The sequence below is a fragment of the Pseudoalteromonas sp. TP27 genome, assembly GCF_056470645.1.
The window spans coordinates 176398-194704 of sequence record NZ_JARDAK010000005.1; the positions used below are offsets into that span (position 1 = coordinate 176398).

An 18307-nucleotide genomic window follows, 5' to 3' on the forward strand; every position below is an offset into this window, starting at 1 on the left:
TTAGGATGTAATGTGAAGATTTGGACTGTCGCTAATCAAAAGGGGGGAGTTGGTAAAACAACGACCGCAGTGAGCCTTGCTGGTATTTTGGCCTTGCAAGGTAAGCGTGTGCTGCTTATAGATACAGATCCTCATGCATCACTCACTTATTACTTTGGCATTGACTCAGAAGATTTAGAAGTCAGTGTGTACGATATTTTTGCACGCGGTACAAGCATGCAAAGTGAAGAAATACTTCAAGCTTTATGCCCATCAACACTTGAAAATCTAGATATTTTACCCGCAACGATGGCGATAGCCACGCTTGATAGAAGTATGGGTAATAAAACAGGCATGGGGTTAATACTAAAAAAAGCGCTTGCAAAAATAAGCGAACATTATGATTATGCAATTTTAGATTGCCCCCCGGTTCTAGGAGTGTTGATGGTGAATGCGCTTGCAGCAAGCGAGCGGATTTTAGTGCCAGTGCAAACTGAATTTTTAGCACTTAAAGGCCTTGATAGAATGATGCGTACTATGGAGTTAATGCAAACCTCTCAAGCGAAAAATTATCAATATACTATAATTCCTACTATGTACGACAAACGAACTAAAGCATCGCTAGAAGCATATAAAACGCTGCAAAATACATATGGTGATAAAGTTTGGCCTGGTGTAATACCGGTAGATACCAAATTTAGAGATGCAAGCTTTGCACAAAAAGTGCCTGTAGAGTATTGTCCTCGCTCGCGTGGTGTGTACGCATATAAAGCACTGCTAGAATATTTAATTGAACAAGGTTAATGAATGAGTAAGCAATTGTTTGCTAATGAAAAAGTAATGAAACAATACCTAGGGGCTTTGTTGTGTGAAGACGAGCCTGTAGATGACCTTGAGCCTGTTGCAAAATTACTTGAGAAAATTCCAGACGATTCACAGCAAGAGTGCATTCATTTAAAACCTAAAGAACAGATTAAAGCGGCAGAAAAAATATTTGATAAAGACTTGCTTAATGCTGAAATTGAGCCAATAGTTGAACCAATTCATGAGGCTGAAGAAGTTAATAAAGCCGGAGATGATGAAGTAATAAAACCGATATATAATGCTATAGAAACACCTGAACCACAGATTGTAACCAATTGTCAGCCTGACTATTTTGAAGGCGAATTTCAGGCATTATTTTTTGAAGTAGCAGGTTTAACCCTTGCAGTACCATTAAAGGCACTCGGCGGTATCCATCAATTAGGTGAAGTAAATCATTTATTTGGTAAGCCAAAGTGGTTTAAAGGCGTTATGCTCAATAGAGATGAAAAGTTTAATGTTGTTGACACGGCACGCTGGGTAATGCCAGAAAAGTATGATGACAAATTAGAAGCGTCTTTAGATTACCAATATTTAATTACCTTAGGTGATAGTCAGTGGGGTTTATTGGCTGAAAAGTTGATAAATAACATTACATTGAGTAAAGAAGATGTAAAATGGCGTACAAATAAAAGTAAGCGGCCATGGCTTGCTGGTGTTATAAAAGAAAAAATGTGTGCTTTAATAGACGTTGATAATTTAAATATATTATTAAAGAAAGGCTTAGATAGCCGTCAGAAGTAATGACCATTACGGGGTAATAGCATGAGTCAAGATAAATTACTGTCAGCAAATAAAAATGCAGATAATAATGATGAAATTTTACAATGGGTTACGTTTAAGTTAGAAGAAGAAACTTACGGCGTAAATGTAATGCAAGTTCAAGAAATACTACGCTACACTGAAATAGCCCCGGTGCCAGGCGCTCCTTCTTATGTTGTTGGTATTATTAACTTACGCGGTAACGTAGTAACAGTTATTGATACTCGTGCTCGTTTTGGTTTGTTACCTGCTGATGCAACTGACAATTCTCGTATCTTAATTATTGAAGCTGAAGAGCAAGTTATAGGTATTTTAGCTGACAGCGTATCTGAAGTTGTTTATTTACGTAGCTCTGAAATCGATAGTGCACCAAATGTTGGCACTGAAGAAAGTGCTAAGTTTATTCAAGGCGTTTGTAACCGCGATAACGAATTACTGATTTTGGTTGATTTAAATAAATTACTCAGTGATGACGAATGGGATGAGTTAAGCGATATATAAGCTTTACCAAATAAATTATGCTGTTACTTAGTATAGCTATATCAGCGTTAGCGGTAGGACTTATATCGCTTGCGCTAATAATTGCATTAAAAAACAAACAAGCGAATGAAATTAATGCTGCATTACAGCAACTGAAAGATAGCTCAGAGCAAACACATATTTTGCGAAGTGAAATATCAGAACTTAGAACAGGACTTTTAAGTATTGGTAAACGAGTGCTTGAGGTTGAGCAACAAAATCAAGATTTAATGCAACAACAAGCGGCGCAAAAATACGATGACCCTGACGCTAAAATTTACTCTCGTGCTGTAAAAATGGTTGAATTAGGTGCGGACCTAGATGAAGTAATACGCGAATGTGAATTACCTAGAGCAGAAGCCGAATTACTATTTTCATTACATAAACAAAAAGGCGCTTAGCGCCTTTTTAGTTATAAGCACATAAATAAGCTCAAGCCTTAATATTCAACTTCCCTTGAAAGTCTTGCCAGCCTGGCGGAAATTGACCTCTTAATACATACGAAAACGCAATAAGCTCTGCAATTACATAATAAAGCTCTTTAGGGATTTCTTCCCCTAAGCTTAAATGCGACAACGTTTTAGAAAGCGCTGCATCTTCGTGGATCATAATTCCTTTTAATTTTGCCGCTGCAATTATTTCATCAGCTAATTCACCAAACCCTTTTACACTTACAGTGGGGGTGTTGCCAGCTTCGTATAAAAGTCCAATGGCTGATTTATTAATGGGTGTATCACTCATAACTAAACCTTAATATTAATGATTGCATGAGATTTATAAAATGCCTGATTACTTGCATCGCTTCGCTTTAAGTTAAGCTCTCCAACCTGTAAACCATGCTTTGCTAGTTTAGATCTTAAGTTATCTAAGTGAGGGTGAGCAATAGCGCTTACTTCTTGGCTTGAGGCTAATAGCTGGCAATCAAGTGCTTTATCCATTAGCTCAGCGGTAATTTGTAGTTGCCCAATTTGTGCATAATCAAAGTTTAGTCTTACAAACCATACATTTTTATCTTCTAACTTATCCGCGCTTGGCTTTTTATATTGCCCCAGCGTAATTTCTGTTTGGGCGGCATCTGGCGGCAGTTTCATCGGTAATAAAAATTGTGCAAGTGGGTTTGTGTCTGGTTGTTGATTCGGCGTTGAAACACTTACTTGGGTAAGTGTATTTTTAACTTGTACAATTTCGCTAGCCAAAGCTTGTACTTGAGTTTGCTGAAGTTGATCAAGTATTTTTGTTCCCGAATTACCCGTTTTAAAAGTAGGTATGAGTACTTGTAAAAGTGCATCTAAGCCAGTTTGGTTATTAAAACTGATAGGTGTTACTGATTGGCTGATAATAGGGGCTGCTAAAATACTCACCGCAACTTGTTCAAGTCCTTTAGTGAAGCTACTTTGTAGTATATCACCCGTTAATTTAGATGGTTGTAAGGTGGCTAATATTTCACGCTGTATGGTTGCCGGATTAACGTTATTACTTGAGACCATACGGCTAAATGCTTGGTTAATTAGGCGAGTTAAATCGGGCGTTTCTTTTGTCGCTTTATTTGTAATGTCAGTAATTTGACTACTTAAAAGTGGTTTGCTATCAGTCCTTATATTCATAGGGATTGGGGTGTCAGGAAGCTTTAGTAATGTACTCAGCAGTTTTGCTTCTATTGGTTGTAGCATTTGACTACGAGAGGCCATATTAGATAACGGTTCTGCTAATGTCAGCATGTTTTTCATCGTTGGGTTTACTTGACTTTGATTAATATTACTTGATATCGGCGTTTTAGCTGATGTTATTATTGTATTTTGTGGTGACTGCCAAACACCAACAACTCCTTTCATAAGTTGAGTTAACTGTATAAGCGGCGGGAGTCTTGAAAAGTGCTCTGGCAAAATATTGCTTGTATTGCTAGTTAGCTGGGTACTTGCACCTTGGGTAATATTAACTCTATTTTTCGGTGATTCGCTCTGCTGTATATCAAAAGGTACTTTTTGTAGAGCAGAGGGTGTTGATGACGCTGTTAATTCAGATTTATTCGCTGCCGTAAAAGGCTTATTTTCAAAGTATTTAACAGCATCGTTAATTCGAGTTTTTAAATCACTAAAGCTATTTTGTAGCCACGACTTTATTGGGCTATCAGGTGTAAGCAGTGGGCTTGCTTTAATAGTGGACGCAGAAAAAGGTATTTCAGGGTCCATGCTTTTTTGCGCTAAAAGTAACTCGTTAAACGGTTTAGAAAATGAGTTATTAAGCGTTACTTTTATATTATTAGTATCGGTTTTAATAAATAATTTATCTGCATGGTTCACTAAATTTACTTTAATAGGTGTGTTAGGTAGTTCGGCAAGTTGTTGATTAGTAATAGGCGTTGTAAACGAACCTGGCTTTTGGGGATGAGTTAAAATTGCTAACTTAGGTGTTGCTTGTAGTTGCGCACTAGGCAATAAGGCAATGAGTAAGTTAGTAAGTTTAGTTTGACTAAGTGGTTGTGAGTGAACTGTATCAGCAAAGCGGTTAATAACATTAAGCTGTGCGCCTTTGTTAGTAGTGCTAACAACTACCTTTAAAGGCTGCTCGGTTAAAAGTAACTGCGCTACGTCTTTATTTATGGCAATACTGGCGTTAAGTTTATCAACTATTAATTTTGGGGTAGGGGACATAACCACTTGTACATCCATTGGTTTGCTTTGTACCTCAGTGCCCGTGCTTACATAATTTAATAAACGCTGTAATTGTACCGGTTGATTTAAAGTCAGGGTTGTAGTGTTTGGCGTGATGTTGAGTTGTTTGCCATCGGGACTAAGTTGTATGTTAGCACTGGCTATTTTTTGTAAATTTTGCGGTGCGCTTGTAGTGCCAAGTCTTAATGTCTGCCAATGTTTATCAATAAATACATCAAGCGTAATCGAGTCCTTCGAAAATTGAATGTTTTTAGCCGCAAGTACCTCATTAGGTAACTGTGGTAACTCATTGGTTTGGCTATTGGTCGATTGATTGATAACCAATGAATTAGATAATGTTATTTGCGTTGGCGTATTCATTATTTTAAATCAAGTTTTCTCTATTTTAAGTGAATCGATTTTAAAGCAATATTCGTATTACCCTATCATTATGGTAGACTAACGCCTAATTTTTGGCAGAGAGAATCGTTATCTTGTTACACATTAAGTCCGTCACCTGCATCAAGCAAGATCGTTGTTTGTTTGCGGACCTTAATTTTAGCCTTAATAGCGGTCAAATCATGCAATTAGCGGGTCCCAATGGGGCTGGTAAAACATCGCTATTGCGTATTATCGCTGGTTTTTCTGTGCCTGATGAAGGGACTGTTTTGTTTCAAGGACAGCCTATATCTAAGTACTATGAAGAGTATGCTAGAGAACTGCTTTTTATAGGCCACAAAACAGGTGTAAACACCCAACTCAGTGCAGTTGAAAATGTTCGCCACTGGCTACAAATTAATGGCTACATAAACGAGCCAGACTTATACCCTATTTTAGCGCAACTTGGCCTTGTTGGACTTGAAGATGTGCCGGTTAGAATGTTATCTGCGGGGCAACAACGGCGTGTTGCTTTAGTAAGACTTTGGTTAAGTGATGCAAAGCTATGGGTACTTGATGAGCCATTTACCGCGCTTGATAAAAGCGGTGTTGCTTTTTTACAGCAACGATTTACCGAACACTTACAAAGTGGTGGCGCTATTTTATTAACGACCCACCAAGATTTAACGACCCATTTTAGTAACTTACAAACAGTTACATTGGAGTATCGCCACTAATGACTCGTCAACACTCTTATTGGTTGTTATTTAGTGCGGTATTTACCAAAGATGTAAAGCTTGCGTTTCGCCAGCGCGCCGAAATTGTAAATCCTATTTTATTCTTCTTAATTGTAATTTCATTATTTCCGTTAGCGATAGGGCCTGAGCCCGGTCTATTGGCGAGAATGGCGCCGGGGATTATTTGGGTTGCAGCATTACTTTCTACCATGCTGGGTTTGGATAAACTGTTTAGAGATGACTTTAATGATGGCTCGTTGGAGCAGTTAATTGCATCGTCTTATCCGTTATCGTTAACGGTATTTGCTAAAGTGGCTGCTCATTGGGTAGTAACAGGTTTACCGCTTGTATTAATGACGCCGCTATTTGCATTGTTGTTAAACCTAGAAAGTACGGCGTTAACAGCGACTGTTTTAACATTATTATTAGGCACTCCACTATTGAGCTTTATTGGCGCAATAGGCGCAGGGCTTACTGTGGGATTACAAAAAGGGGGTATTTTGATGAGTTTACTCGTACTGCCTTTGTATATTCCAGTTTTGATTTTTGCAACGTCAGCTATCGATACCAGCACCATGTCGCTGGATTATAGCGGGCAGCTTGCCATCCTTGGTGCAATGTTACTTATTGCTATTGTTAGCGCACCAATTGCCATATCGTCAGCTTTAAAAGTGAGTGTAAGTTAATGTGGAAATGGTTACATCCCTATGCTAAAGCAGAGCGTGCATACCAGTTATGCAATACGTTACTGCCTTATTTTGCCGTAGTTACCGTAGTTAGTATGATTGTTGGATGGGTATGGGGGCTTGGTTTTGCACCTGCCGATTACCAACAAAAAGATAGCTACCGTATCATTTTTATTCATGTTCCTTCTGCTATTTTATCTATGGGTGCTTACTCCTCAATGGCAATTGCCGCCATTGTTGCACTTGTATGGCAACTACGAAATGCTGAACTTGCCGTTATTGCAATTGCGCCTGTTGGTGCATGTATTACAGCTATTGCACTTATTACTGGCGCTGCATGGGGTAAACCTATGTGGGGCGCTTGGTGGGTGTGGGATGCACGTTTAACATCTGAGCTTATTTTATTATTTTTATATCTTGGCGTACTTTCACTTTACCATGCGTTTGAAGATAAAAAGTCAGCAGGGCGTGCGGCTTCTATTTTAGCGATTGTGGGTGTAATTAACTTACCTATTATTCATTACTCAGTTGAGTGGTGGAATACGCTACACCAAGGCGCAAGCATTACAAAGCTAGACACCAAAGCAATTGACCCAAGTATGTTTTGGCCTCTTATGGTTAATATTTTAGCCTTTGCTGCTTTTGTAGGAACAGTAACTTTAATTCGTCTTAAAAATGAAATTTTGCAACGCGAAAAGCACCGACCGTGGGTGCGTTTGTTGTTAAATAAGGGGTAATTATGCAGTTTGACTCTTTTTCTGATTTTATTGCAATGGGAGGCTACGGGTTTTATGTATGGCTTTCTTTTGGTACATGCGCACTTATTTTACTCGGTATTTTAGTGAACTCTTTAAGAGATACTAAACGTATTATGGCTTCAGTAGAGCAACAAATAATACGTGAAGCGCGAATTAAAAAAGCTAAACAGGAACAAGTATCATGAATCCTAGACGTAAAAAGCGCCTATTGGTAATTATTGCCGTACTGTTTGGTATTGGTGGATCAATTGGTTTAGTGCTTTATGCACTCCAAGAAAACATAAATCTTTTTTATACGCCAAGCGAGCTTATCGATGGTAAAGGCCCTAATAAAGAAAAACCATTCATAGGGCAAAAGCTACGTATTGGTGGCATGGTTGTACCAGGCACGGTTGAACGTAATGAAGAGAGTTTGCAAGTAAGCTTTAAGCTAATTGATACAGGTCCATTAGTGACCGTGCGCTATCAAGGTATATTGCCTGATTTATTTCGTGAGGGGCAAGGCATTGTAGCGCAGGGCGTATTAATCGAACCTAATGTGATAGAAGCGTTTGAAGTTCTAGCTAAGCATGACGAAGAATACATGCCAGCAGAAGTTGCTGAGGCAGTTAAAGGTATTAAGCACGAAAAACCAAAATACAACTTAGATAGTGGTAATTAGCTATGATCCCAGAAATTGGTTATTTTTCTTTAACGCTTGCCATGGTGCTAAGCGTTTTACTGTGTATTTTTCCTCTTTGGGGCGCGCATACCGGTAATCTTCGATTAATGCGTGCAGCTCCCTCTTTAGCAATTGGGCAATTCGCTTTTGTTTTAATCTCTTTTGCAGCACTTATTTACGCCAGTGTAACGGATGATTTTACCGTATCGTATGTGGCATATCATTCAAGTAGTACACTGCCTTGGTATTACAAAATCACCTCTACATGGGGCGGCCATGAAGGTGCGATTTTACTGTGGCTAGTAATGCAAGCAGGTTGGACTGCCGTTGTCGCTGCGCGTTCTAAATCATTGCCTTGGGTGTTACGTGCTCGTGTTTTAGGGGTACTTGGTTTTTTAGGTGTGGGTTTTATGATGTACACCTTGCTACTTTCAAGCCCGTTTGAACGCCTACTTCCTTATTTCCCGGTAGAAGGGCGTGATTTAAATCCGTTACTTCAAGATCCGGGCATGATTATTCACCCGCCATTACTGTACATGGGTTATGTAGGGCTATCAGTTGCTTTCTCTTTTGCTATTGCTGCGTTGTTAACCGGTAAGCTTGATAACACATGGGCTAAGTGGTCACGTCCGTGGACAATGACTGCATGGGGCTTTTTAACGCTAGGTATTACAATTGGTAGTTGGTGGGCATATTCAGAGCTTGGCTGGGGCGGCTGGTGGTTTTGGGATCCAGTAGAAAACGCATCATTAATGCCATGGCTTGTTGCAACCGCATTACTGCATTCATTAAGCGTAACTGAAAAACGTGGTGTATTTAAATCATGGACCGTACTACTTGCTATAGCCGCATTTTCATTAAGCTTGTTAGGCACCTTTATTGTGCGCTCGGGTATTATTGTATCGGTGCATGCTTTTGCTACAGACCCTGATCGTGGCTTATTTATACTCGCCTTTTTAGGCATCGTTGTAGGTGGTGGCTTAGCGTTATATGCACTGCGTGTATCGCAAGTACATAGTGAAGGCCGATACAAGTTTGTATCACGCGAAGTGGCATTATGGCTCAATAATATATTTTTAGTGGTTGCTACATTAATTGTATTACTCGGTACGCTATTACCTATGGTTCATAAAGAAATGGGCTTGGGCAGTATTTCTATTGGTGAACCGTTTTTTAATAAGATGTTTGCAATAATTTTAGTACCATTTGCTATTTTGATGGGTATAGGACCATTTTTACGCTGGAAGCAAAATAAATGGGCTTTCTTACAAAACAAAATATTAATGGGCGTATTAGCCAGTGTAGTGATTACCTGTGCTTGGTTGTTTTCAAGTTACGATTTAGTAAAACCACTTACGCTACTAGCGACCACGCTTGCAGTTTGGGTTGCGATATCAACAGTGATTGATATTTACACTAAAGTGGCTGTGCACGGTACCTTAAAAGAAGGTTTAAAACGTTTAGGTGTAAGCTACTGGGCAATGGTACTTGGACATATTGGTATTTCGTTTGTTATTGCAGGTGTAACACTTACATCTGCATATTCAGTAGAGCGTGACGTATCGATGAAGCAAGGCGATACCGTTCAACTTAACGAATATGAATACCGTTTTGATGGTGTTAAAACGATTCGCGGACCAAACTACAGCGGCCATGCGGGTGTTGTATCTGTGCTTAAAAATAATGAGATCGTAACACGCTTACACGCCGAAAAACGTAAGTACGACATTGGTATGCAGTTTATGACTGAAGCGGCAATAGACGCAGGCTTTACACGTGATTTATACTTAGCATTAGGTGAGCAGTTAAGCCAAGGTGCGTGGTCACTTAGAATTTATCATAAACCGTTTGTTCGTTGGATGTGGATTGGTGGTGTGCTTATTTCGCTTGCTGGATTTATGATTTTATTTGATAAACGCTATCGTACATCAGCTAAAACAGCGCGTAAGGCTGCATCGGAGAGTGTTTTATGAACCGTAAAATTTTAGCTATTGCGCCGCTTTTAGTGTTTGCTTTTGTATGTGTATTTTTATACCAAGGCCTTTTTGCTAATCCTCGTGAAATTCAAACGGGTCGGTTAGGTCAAGAAATGCCAGCATTTAATTTAACCGACCTAATGCAGGATAATAAGCAGTGGACTAATGAGTCATTAAAAGGCGAAGTTTACTTACTAAATGTGTGGGGTACTTGGTGCCCAACATGTTTAGTTGAGCTTGGCTACTTAACTAAGTTACGTGAGCAAGGCGTTAAAATTATTGGGCTTTATTACATACAAGGCTACGATGCTGACTTTGATGGCCCTTTTAATATGCAATCACTTCGCACAGAAGTGAGCGATATGCTGCAACGTGCTGGCGACCCATACCAATTTAACATTCTAGATTTACACCGTACTTTGTCATTGGACTTAGGTGTGTCAGGTGCCCCTGAAACATTTTTAGTCGATAAAACCGGCACTATTTTGTTGCATCACACGGGTGATATAAACCCGCGAGTATGGCGCGCTAAATTTGCGCCAATAATGCAGGAGCTTAAATAATGAAGTGGTTATTACTTACACTTAGCCTTTTTGTAAGCATGGGTGCGTTTGCAGAGCAAGATCGCTATCAATTTGATAGCAACAAACAAGCAATATTGTTTGAAGAGCTGACTAAAGAGTTGCGTTGCCCTAAATGTCAAAATCAAAACATTGCAGATTCAGATGCTGTTGTTGCCAAAGACCTGCGCGATAAAGTACTCGTGTTAGTTAAAGAAGGTAAGAGCAAAGACGAAGTGATTGATTACATGATTGACCGCTTTGGCTATTTTGTTCATTACGACCCACCAGTTACACCAGCAACTTTAGTACTGTGGGTATTACCTGTATTAATTGTCATAGTCGGCTTTGGTTTTATTGTTATTCGTCAGCGAAAAGCATCAGTAAAACAAACCTGGAGTAGCGACGACGAAATGCTGTTAGCTAAGCTAATTGAGAAAAATAAACGTCAGGAGCAAAGTTAAATGATTTTAATGTGGGCGTGTTTTGTTTTACTCACACTGATTGCTCTTGGGTTTGTGATGTTACCTTTTTTAAAAAAAGAGCGTGTACAAACAATTACTCATAATGCCAATGCTGAGCTAATTAGCATATATGAGCAGCGTTTAGTTGATTTGCAAACTGATTTAGATAATCAACGTATTGATAGCGTAAATCATGCAGAATCAATCGTTGAATTAAAACGCCGTTTATTGAACGAGCTATCACCAGAAAAATCACTGAACAGCAAAGGTAATAATCGTATTTTTGCTTTAACGGGTGGCGCGTTTGTTCTGGCACTCACCGGTGTTTTTTATGGTCTAACGGGTAGCCAGCAACAAATATCGGCTTGGCATGATGCAATGGATAATTTAGCTGATTACGGCGAGCGCGCTGTAATGCAAAAAGGTGAGCCGCTTAGCCAAAATGAACTGCAGGCTTTTGCATTGGCGCTTCGTACTAAGCTTAGCCGCTCTGGCGATGACGAAGTTGCTTGGAAGCTACTTGGTCGAGTAGCTATGTCACTAAACGAGTTTGATATGGCGCAGCAGTCATTTGATAAAGCACTGCGTATGAACCCTGATAATATGCAGGTACTTATTAGTTACAGCCAAGTTTTATTACTTGAAGGCAGTGAAGCTAATATGACCCGTGCGGCAGGTATGCTTTCAAAAGTACTAAAAGTTGAGCCTACAAATTTAGATGCAATTTCGCTACTCGCATTGATAGCTTATGAACGTAAGGATTGGCCACAAGCCAAAGCCGCTTTTGAGGTTTTATTAGCGAGTATGGAAAAAAATGATTCTCGCTATAGCATGATCTCTGAGCGTATTAGTGATATAGAACAGAAAATGCAAAGTGAAGGCTCTGTTATACCTGCTACTATCAGTAACAGCAGCACGATTGCGGTTACCGTAGATATTGCAAAAGAGCTTATTGATAAACAACCAAAAGACGGTATTTTGTTCATATTTGCCAAAGCAGCAACGGGTTCGCCAATGCCGCTAGCTGCTGTTAAACTCGCTAAATATTCATTTCCAATTACTATTGAGCTAAGTGATAGTAGTGCGATGGTTGCAGGGCTTAACTTATCTAGTGCAGAAAATATTATTATTTCGGCGCGTATTTCTATAGATGACTCGGTTATGCCAAGTTCTGGTGAGCTAGAAGGTCATTCAGAGTCGTTAAAGCGTGAAAGTGTAAGTGACTACCAACTTCAAATTGATACATTAATACCTTAAGGACGTTAGATGTTAAAACACAGTTTTACTTTTTTATGTTTATTGATACTAGCCGGGTGTGCTCAAGTACCACAAAGCAAAGTAGATGACAGGGATCCGCTGCAAAGTATTAATCGTCCGTTATACGACTTTAATATGGATGTACTGGATGCTTATTTATTGCGCCCAGTTGCTGTAGGTTATGTTGAAGTAACGCCTGTACCGGTAAGAAACGGTATTGTTAATTTTACAGGTAATATTACAGCACCTGTCGATATGATCAATGCCGGTTTGCAAGGTAAGCCGGGTAATGCAAGTGTGAGCCTCGCGCGTTTTTTAGTTAACTCTACAGTTGGCCTGTTTGGCATTTTTGATGTTGCCAGTTCACTTGGTCTTGAAATTGTAGATGAAGACTTTGGACAAACGTTAGGTGTATGGGGAGTGGGTGATGGTGCTTATTTAATGCTTCCAGGCATGGGTCCAACAACAGCACGTAATCTAACAGGTGACGTAGTCGACAATTTTGTATTACCTGAAGTTGCACTAACGACTCCACAAACTATTTTAGTGTTTGTTTTAAAGGCTGTTGAAGCGCGTGCGTCATTAATCCCGCAAGAAGGATTATTAAACGATTCACTTGACCCGTACTTATTTGTAAAAGATATTTACTTTCAGCGTCAAATTTATGAGCTGTACGATGGCAATCCTCCAATTAAAGAAGAGCCAGCTGATTTTGATGAAGACTTTTTAGAAAGTTTATAACCTCATTGCACTCACAAAAACGCCAGCTAAATGCTGGCGTTTTTGCTTGCTGTTTATGTTTTTATTTTTCGTTAACTATTAATTTCATTTGTTCATTAACCCAGCCCAATGCATCATGATAGGCATCAGGTACTATTTCGCCTAGGTTTAATTCTTTAGTGATTTCGTTTGCAGCTGACCAGTTTGCTTGTTCGTAGTATTTAACTAAGTTCAAATACTTTGCTAGCAAGCCTTCATCGTTTAATAATGCTGTTTTTATATCATTAGAAAGTGGCAGCTTTTTCATTACGCTTTCCATGCTCTCATCTAAAATGGCATCCATAAGTGACATCATACCGGTTAAAAATGCCATACCGGTGTCTTTAAATTGGCCATGAGATATAGCGAGTAATTCAGCAAATCGAGCGCGCGTAAGCGATAGCCTAATTAGCTCTACAGGTTTATCTGCAGATACTTGGGCTGCAAACAATAGTGACAATAGCTTTTTAATTTCATTTGCACCAAGCACTATAAGTGCTTGCTTAATAGTGCTTATTTCAGCACGCTTAGTAAACGCTGCCGAATTTGAATACCTAAGCAACTTATAAGATAGGTTTACATCACGCTCAAAAACATTGGTGATTTTTTTTAGGTTCATTTCAATACTTGAAGTTTCATAGAGTAATTCTGCTAATGCTATTCCTGAAGGCGGTAGCGCTTTACTTTGCACCATTTCAGGTTTTGAGAAGAAAAAGCCCTGAAAATAATCAAAACCAATCTCCAAAGCTTGTTGGTAAATTTCGTAGGTTTCTACTTTTTCGGCAAGCAACTTAATATGTGAGTATTGTTTTATATCGTTAAAAATAGTTTTTATTGTGTCTATATCATTAGTTAAAACGTCGATTTTAATAATATCAATAAACGGATAAAAGTGACGCCAAACAGGTTGATGAATATAGTCATCAAGAGCAATAGTGTAACCTTTGCCTTTTAAATCTTTAACAATGGATAATAAACGTTTACCGGGCTGCACAGTTTCAAGTATTTCTACAACTATAGTGTCTTTACCCAGTAATGTAGGGTAACCCTTTAATAGCGTTTCTAAGGTAAAATTTATATAAGCCGGTTTATTGTCGGTTAAATCTTCTAAGCCAAAGTTAAACTGGCTACCCTCAATAAGTCGTGTCGTTGCTTCGTCACCATCTATGTCGGGAAATACGTTATCAACGCCATCGCGAAATAAAAGCTCATATCCGATGAGTTTTTTATCCCTGTCTAAAATAGATTGGCGTGCAGCGTAAAAATACATAAATAGTTCCGTAAGATTAATGTAATTAGTTATTGTAATAATATATGGCAAAAGACTTGAAATAGCATTACGTATATTTGCTAGATTAATAAATTATCATTAAAAATGAAGGCGTTTCTGCATTTAATTTATTATATTTCATCAATTCGCTTTAAAATTATTCAACATGAATATTTTTGCATCAGCTAGAAGTAACAAGTTGGAGATTTTATTATTAAGCATGATATAGTCGGCGAGAATGGTTTTTACCCCAATAGTGTCTTAACTATAAAACTTTAAGAGTCATTATTTGGATAAAGCCTATTATTAATAATTATGCGGAGGCTAATTTGGAAACAGGAATGATTATTTCACTAGCATTATATTTTATTGTAATGTTAGGTATCGGACTATATGCATATAAGCAATCTACTGGCGATGTATCAGGTTACATGCTAGGTGGACGAAATCTATCTCCAAGTGTTGCTGCACTGTCTGCAGGTGCATCTGACATGAGTGGCTGGATTTTAATGGGCCTACCTGGTGCGATGTTTGTGACTGGTTTTAGTAGTACATGGATAGCAATCGGTTTGGTGATTGGTGCTTGGTTAAACTATCTGTTAGTTGCACCAAGATTGCGTGTGTACACTGAAAAAGCAAATGACTCTATAACAATCCCAGATTACTTTTCAAATCGCTTCAATGATAAGTCTAACTTATTACGTGTTGTATCAGCTGTTGTGATTATCGTCTTCTTTACTCTTTATACATCATCAGGTGTTGTAGCTGGCGGAAAACTATTTGAAAGCTCATTTGGTCTAAGTTATGAAATGGGTTTATATATTACAACGGGTGTTGTAGTTTTATATACTTTGTTTGGTGGTTTTTTAGCGGTTAGCTTAACTGACTTTGTGCAAGGCTGTATTATGTTCATTGCACTTATTCTAGTACCTACCGTTGCATACTCTTTACTTGAACAACCTCTGGAATCTACTTTACATAGTGTAAATCCAGATATGCTTAACTGGATTGGAGCAGGCTCTGCATTAGGTATTATTTCTGCAATGGCATGGGGTTTAGGTTATTTTGGTCAACCACATATTATCGTTCGTTTTATGTCGGTACGTAGTGTTAAGGATATGCCTAAAGCTCGCCGTATTGGTATGACATGGATGATTGTTGCTGCCCTTGGTGCTGTTGGTACTGGTATATTTGGTGCTGCTTATACTTATGAAAATAATATTGTAGTTGAAGATCCTGAAACGATTTTCCTAATTCTTTCTGAGTTATTGTTCCACCCACTTATTGCTGGCTTTTTACTAGCTGCAATTTTGGCTGCGATTATGAGTACAATTTCTTCACAGTTACTTGTTAGTTCAAGTTCATTGACTGAAGATTTATATAAAACATTTTTACGTAAAGATGCTAGCGACTTTGAATTAGTTACTGTTGGTCGAATTAGCGTTGCATTTGTTGCCCTGTTTGCAATTTATTTAGCCTACGACAGAGATAGCTCTATCTTAGATTTAGTGAGTAATGCATGGGCTGGTTTTGGTGCTGCGTTTGGACCATTGGTATTATTTAGCCTATATTGGAAGCGTATGAACTTTGCTGGTGCATTATCGGGCATGTTAGTGGGTGCATTTACCGTACTAATTTGGATATATGGACCATTTACTATTAATGGCGAAAGCTTAAGTAGCTTTATGTACGAAATAGTACCTGGCTTTATTTTATCTAGTATCGCAATTGTTGTTGTTAGCTTAGCTACAAAAGAGCCTGAGCAAAACATTACCGCTTTATTTGATGAAGTAGAAAAAGAGCTTTAAATAGCAATTACTACTCATTTTTGAATGAGTAGTAATTAATACCAATCCGCAATAATACTTAATCATTTTGCGGGGCTAAACGTGTTGCTACCGACGTTAAAAAATTATCATTTAGAACAACTAAATTTCGATTTTTTTCCTAGATATCAACACGTTTTTCCACCCTCAAAATAGAACACTTAATTAAGCGAATGGGTATAATAAAAAAGGGAGCAACTTAGTTGCTCCCTTTTTTATTTAGTTTGTCCCGTCCGAGGTGGAGACATTCTATGAATTAACTTGCTTTTTTATCGTTGCTATCTTCAATTGATGCAACGTTATCTGACTTTTTACTTTTTGCTGGCGCTTTCGTAACAACGGGTTCTTTACCACCTTTTAATATAGTCATAAAGTCATCTTTGCTTTTCGCTATTTCTAAAGCAAGTGATTCAATTTGTTGCTCACTAAGCGGTACGTCTACCTTTTCTAGCATTAGCTCAAGTGATTCTGCTATATCGAGCATCTTGTCATAAGCATCAGCTTCTTTTTTGGTAGTAAACGTCATACGCTCGACTCCGTTTCGTTCTACAACATATTTAACAACAACAGCCATGATTTCTCCTGCAAAATTGCTTGGCACCGTGGTTTTTAAAAAACCATTAGATTACTGTTTTTATGTACAGTAATGGTTTGGGCGTAAATTTGCAAGCGCGAAGTTTTAATTTTTGGGTGTCTTAAATTTGACAAAAAACGGTAACTTTACTTTAGTTAAGCAATCACTTTGTTGTACCAGCTGCATTTTCAGGATTTCGGATCATGGTGATAATGCGTTTAGGTACACTTTAAGTGATGAGCTTTTCAGTTCCTTACTTTTTGGTTTTCCTGAGCATCATTCAAAATTAAGAAAAGAAGAATAAGGACAAGTTTAATGAAAGCGCTAAAAAATTTATTAATCATAAGCTTATTATGCTTACTTCCCGCGACTACCGTGTATGCACAACTATCGGAAGTAACTAAGCAAATGCCTCAAGTTGAGACAATTAGTATAAATAATGCTGATGCAGATATGCTTGCTAAGCTACCGGGTATAGGTAAGAAAAAAGCGCAGGCTATTGTGGATTACCGTGAAGAAAACGGCGAATTTAAAAGCGTCAGTGATTTATCGCAAGTTAAAGGAATTGGTAAAAAACTATTAGCCAAATTAGAAGGGAAAATATCACTTTAAAGCGAGTAAGTAATAATCAGGGCGTTATACGCCCTGATTAAATTGTTTTAGCGCTTCGTTTAAGTGCTTTTTAGCAAAGTTAATTTCAATAGGAGTAGTTAATAGTGGATAGCACAATCCGCCAAGTATCAAAAATGGTATTAATATCCAACCTTTAAATACAGTGAATATTAAAAATAGTGGGCTAAGTAACAGTAGCTTTATAATACGTAATAAAACTTTATCAGTTGGTGATAGCATACTTAACGAAAGTGCTATTACGTCCTGACGCTTGCGCACTTTTAAGTGTTTAAGATCATCTAATTGGCTTGAAAAAAAGGTAAACATATTAAATCGACTTTTTAATTAATAAACGGCTAACCACTAAAGTAAATAAAGTGATTGAGAATAGCGCAAATATAATTTCCATCCAAGCAGGCATGCTCATGCCAACAAACTGCCAATCTATATTTCCACAATCCCCAGTTGCCTGAAAAAAGCTAGGTATCCATTCGTGTAGTGGCATAAACGATGGAAAGTTTGGTTCAAACTCGCAGCTAAATGCAAAAGGATCTGTGGTGGTTTGCATATCAATATGTTCTCGGGCAATTAAATATCCCCAAACACTCGATACACCCCAAATTACATAAGCAAATATACGAACAGCTTTGCTCTGTGGTTTAGTCGAACCTACAATGCCCGCACTTAATAAGCCTAGTACAGCGGTGCGCTGGTATATACACATTATGCAAGGTGCCAACCCCATTTTGTACTGAAAGAAAAGGGCAGTCACTTCAAGTAAAAAAACGATGGCTGTAAATAAAAGCCACGGAGTACGTTGGGTAGGTAATTGCGCAAGCCAGTTCATAAAAATTCCGCGTTTTAATAAGACGTTAGATTATGACGTAGGATAAAGTATGCAGCAACAAAAAGGAAAAAAAAGCTACCGAAGTCGTTTTTTATAAGATGAAATTAATGACCACTCAATGCAGTCTCAACAGAGGCAAAATGATGTTCTATTAGTTACCATCGTTACAT

At 38.3% G+C, this 18307-nt stretch carries 22 protein-coding genes; 16 read left to right on the forward strand and 6 right to left on the reverse strand.

Annotated features, from left to right (window positions below):
• Positions 1–12: 12 nt before the first annotated feature.
• The 4 genes from PX700_RS08545 to PX700_RS08560 are packed head-to-tail and all read left to right on the forward strand — an operon-like array spanning position 13 to position 2522.
• Entirely contained in the window at positions 13–783 is a 771-nt protein-coding gene (locus PX700_RS08545; protein WP_415638145.1) for a ParA family protein, read from the forward strand.
• A 3-nt stretch (positions 784–786) separates the two neighbouring features.
• Entirely contained in the window at positions 787–1584 is a 798-nt protein-coding gene (locus PX700_RS08550; protein WP_415638146.1) for a chemotaxis protein CheW, read from the forward strand.
• Positions 1585–1605: 21 nt separating this feature from the next.
• Positions 1606–2103, forward strand: coding sequence for a chemotaxis protein CheW (locus PX700_RS08555; protein ID WP_415638147.1), 498 nt, complete (start codon positions 1606–1608; stop codon positions 2101–2103).
• A 17-nt stretch (positions 2104–2120) separates the two neighbouring features.
• Positions 2121–2522 (forward strand): DUF2802 domain-containing protein, encoded by a 402-nt coding sequence (locus tag PX700_RS08560; RefSeq protein ID WP_415638148.1) that lies wholly within the window; start codon positions 2121–2123, stop codon positions 2520–2522.
• A 31-nt stretch (positions 2523–2553) separates the two neighbouring features.
• Here PX700_RS08560 and PX700_RS08565 read toward each other — a convergent pair whose 3' ends face one another.
• Positions 2554–2862, reverse strand: a complete 309-nt coding sequence (locus PX700_RS08565) for an EscU/YscU/HrcU family type III secretion system export apparatus switch protein (RefSeq protein ID WP_415638149.1) — start codon at positions 2860–2862, stop codon at positions 2554–2556.
• Positions 2863–2864: 2 nt separating this feature from the next.
• Entirely contained in the window at positions 2865–5153 is a 2289-nt protein-coding gene (gene fliK / locus PX700_RS08570) for a flagellar hook-length control protein FliK (protein ID WP_479520482.1), read from the reverse strand.
• A 113-nt stretch (positions 5154–5266) separates the two neighbouring features.
• Here fliK and ccmA point away from each other — a divergent pair, with 113 nt between their 5' ends.
• The 10 genes from ccmA to PX700_RS08620 are packed head-to-tail and all read left to right on the forward strand — an operon-like array spanning position 5267 to position 12990.
• Positions 5267–5887 carry a cytochrome c biogenesis heme-transporting ATPase CcmA gene (ccmA, locus tag PX700_RS08575; protein ID WP_415638151.1) on the forward strand — a complete coding sequence of 207 codons (621 nt, stop codon included), beginning with the start codon at positions 5267–5269 and terminating at the stop codon, positions 5885–5887.
• The gene (gene ccmB / locus PX700_RS08580) at positions 5887–6573 is read left to right on the forward strand and encodes a heme exporter protein CcmB (protein WP_479520483.1); all 687 of its coding nucleotides are present in this window, start codon (positions 5887–5889) and stop codon (positions 6571–6573) included. Before ccmA ends, ccmB begins: the two co-directional genes overlap by 1 nt.
• A complete protein-coding gene (locus PX700_RS08585; protein ID WP_024610533.1) occupies positions 6573–7310 on the forward strand; it encodes a heme ABC transporter permease in 738 nt (245 codons plus the stop codon). Before ccmB ends, PX700_RS08585 begins: the two co-directional genes overlap by 1 nt.
• 2 nt (positions 7311–7312) lie before the next feature.
• On the forward strand, positions 7313–7516 hold the full coding sequence (gene ccmD, locus PX700_RS08590; RefSeq protein ID WP_149614289.1) for a heme exporter protein CcmD: 204 nt from the start codon (positions 7313–7315) through the stop codon (positions 7514–7516).
• A complete protein-coding gene (gene ccmE / locus PX700_RS08595) occupies positions 7513–7992 on the forward strand; it encodes a cytochrome c maturation protein CcmE (RefSeq protein ID WP_166421009.1) in 480 nt (159 codons plus the stop codon). Before ccmD ends, ccmE begins: the two co-directional genes overlap by 4 nt.
• 2 nt (positions 7993–7994) lie before the next feature.
• Positions 7995–9965, forward strand: a complete 1971-nt coding sequence (locus PX700_RS08600; protein ID WP_479520484.1) for a heme lyase CcmF/NrfE family subunit — start codon at positions 7995–7997, stop codon at positions 9963–9965.
• Positions 9962–10531, forward strand: a complete 570-nt coding sequence (locus tag PX700_RS08605) for a redoxin family protein (RefSeq protein ID WP_479520485.1) — start codon at positions 9962–9964, stop codon at positions 10529–10531. Before PX700_RS08600 ends, PX700_RS08605 begins: the two co-directional genes overlap by 4 nt.
• Positions 10531–10992, forward strand: a complete 462-nt coding sequence (locus PX700_RS08610; RefSeq protein WP_479520486.1) for a cytochrome c-type biogenesis protein — start codon at positions 10531–10533, stop codon at positions 10990–10992. The genes PX700_RS08605 and PX700_RS08610 overlap by 1 nt, the downstream gene beginning before the upstream one ends.
• Positions 10993–12249 carry a c-type cytochrome biogenesis protein CcmI gene (ccmI, locus tag PX700_RS08615; RefSeq protein ID WP_479520487.1) on the forward strand — a complete coding sequence of 419 codons (1257 nt, stop codon included), beginning with the start codon at positions 10993–10995 and terminating at the stop codon, positions 12247–12249. It begins immediately after the preceding gene.
• Between the two features lie 9 nt (positions 12250–12258).
• Entirely contained in the window at positions 12259–12990 is a 732-nt protein-coding gene (locus PX700_RS08620; RefSeq protein ID WP_002959276.1) for an MlaA family lipoprotein, read from the forward strand.
• Positions 12991–13051: 61 nt separating this feature from the next.
• Here the strand turns inward: PX700_RS08620 and PX700_RS08625 are convergent, their stop codons facing one another.
• The gene (locus PX700_RS08625) at positions 13052–14278 is read right to left on the reverse strand and encodes an EAL and HDOD domain-containing protein (protein ID WP_479520488.1); all 1227 of its coding nucleotides are present in this window, start codon (positions 14276–14278) and stop codon (positions 13052–13054) included.
• A gap of 329 nt (positions 14279–14607) precedes the next feature.
• On the opposite strand from PX700_RS08625, the gene putP reads away from it, so the two are divergent.
• A complete protein-coding gene (putP, locus tag PX700_RS08630) occupies positions 14608–16086 on the forward strand; it encodes a sodium/proline symporter PutP (RefSeq protein WP_415638159.1) in 1479 nt (492 codons plus the stop codon).
• 274 nt (positions 16087–16360) lie between these two features.
• On the opposite strand, the gene PX700_RS08635 is transcribed toward putP, so the two are convergent.
• Positions 16361–16678 carry a YebG family protein gene (locus tag PX700_RS08635; protein ID WP_415638160.1) on the reverse strand — a complete coding sequence of 106 codons (318 nt, stop codon included), beginning with the start codon at positions 16676–16678 and terminating at the stop codon, positions 16361–16363.
• Between the two features lie 315 nt (positions 16679–16993).
• On the opposite strand from PX700_RS08635, the gene PX700_RS08640 reads away from it, so the two are divergent.
• Positions 16994–17290 (forward strand): ComEA family DNA-binding protein, encoded by a 297-nt coding sequence (locus PX700_RS08640; RefSeq protein ID WP_415638161.1) that lies wholly within the window; start codon positions 16994–16996, stop codon positions 17288–17290.
• Between the two features lie 24 nt (positions 17291–17314).
• On the opposite strand, the gene PX700_RS08645 is transcribed toward PX700_RS08640, so the two are convergent.
• Complete coding sequence (locus PX700_RS08645; RefSeq protein ID WP_479520489.1) at positions 17315–17617, reverse strand: DUF6170 family protein; 303 nt, start codon at positions 17615–17617, stop codon at positions 17315–17317.
• Between the two features lies 1 nt (position 17618).
• Complete coding sequence (gene dsbB, locus PX700_RS08650; RefSeq protein WP_479520490.1) at positions 17619–18137, reverse strand: disulfide bond formation protein DsbB; 519 nt, start codon at positions 18135–18137, stop codon at positions 17619–17621.
• Positions 18138–18307 lie beyond the last annotated feature (170 nt).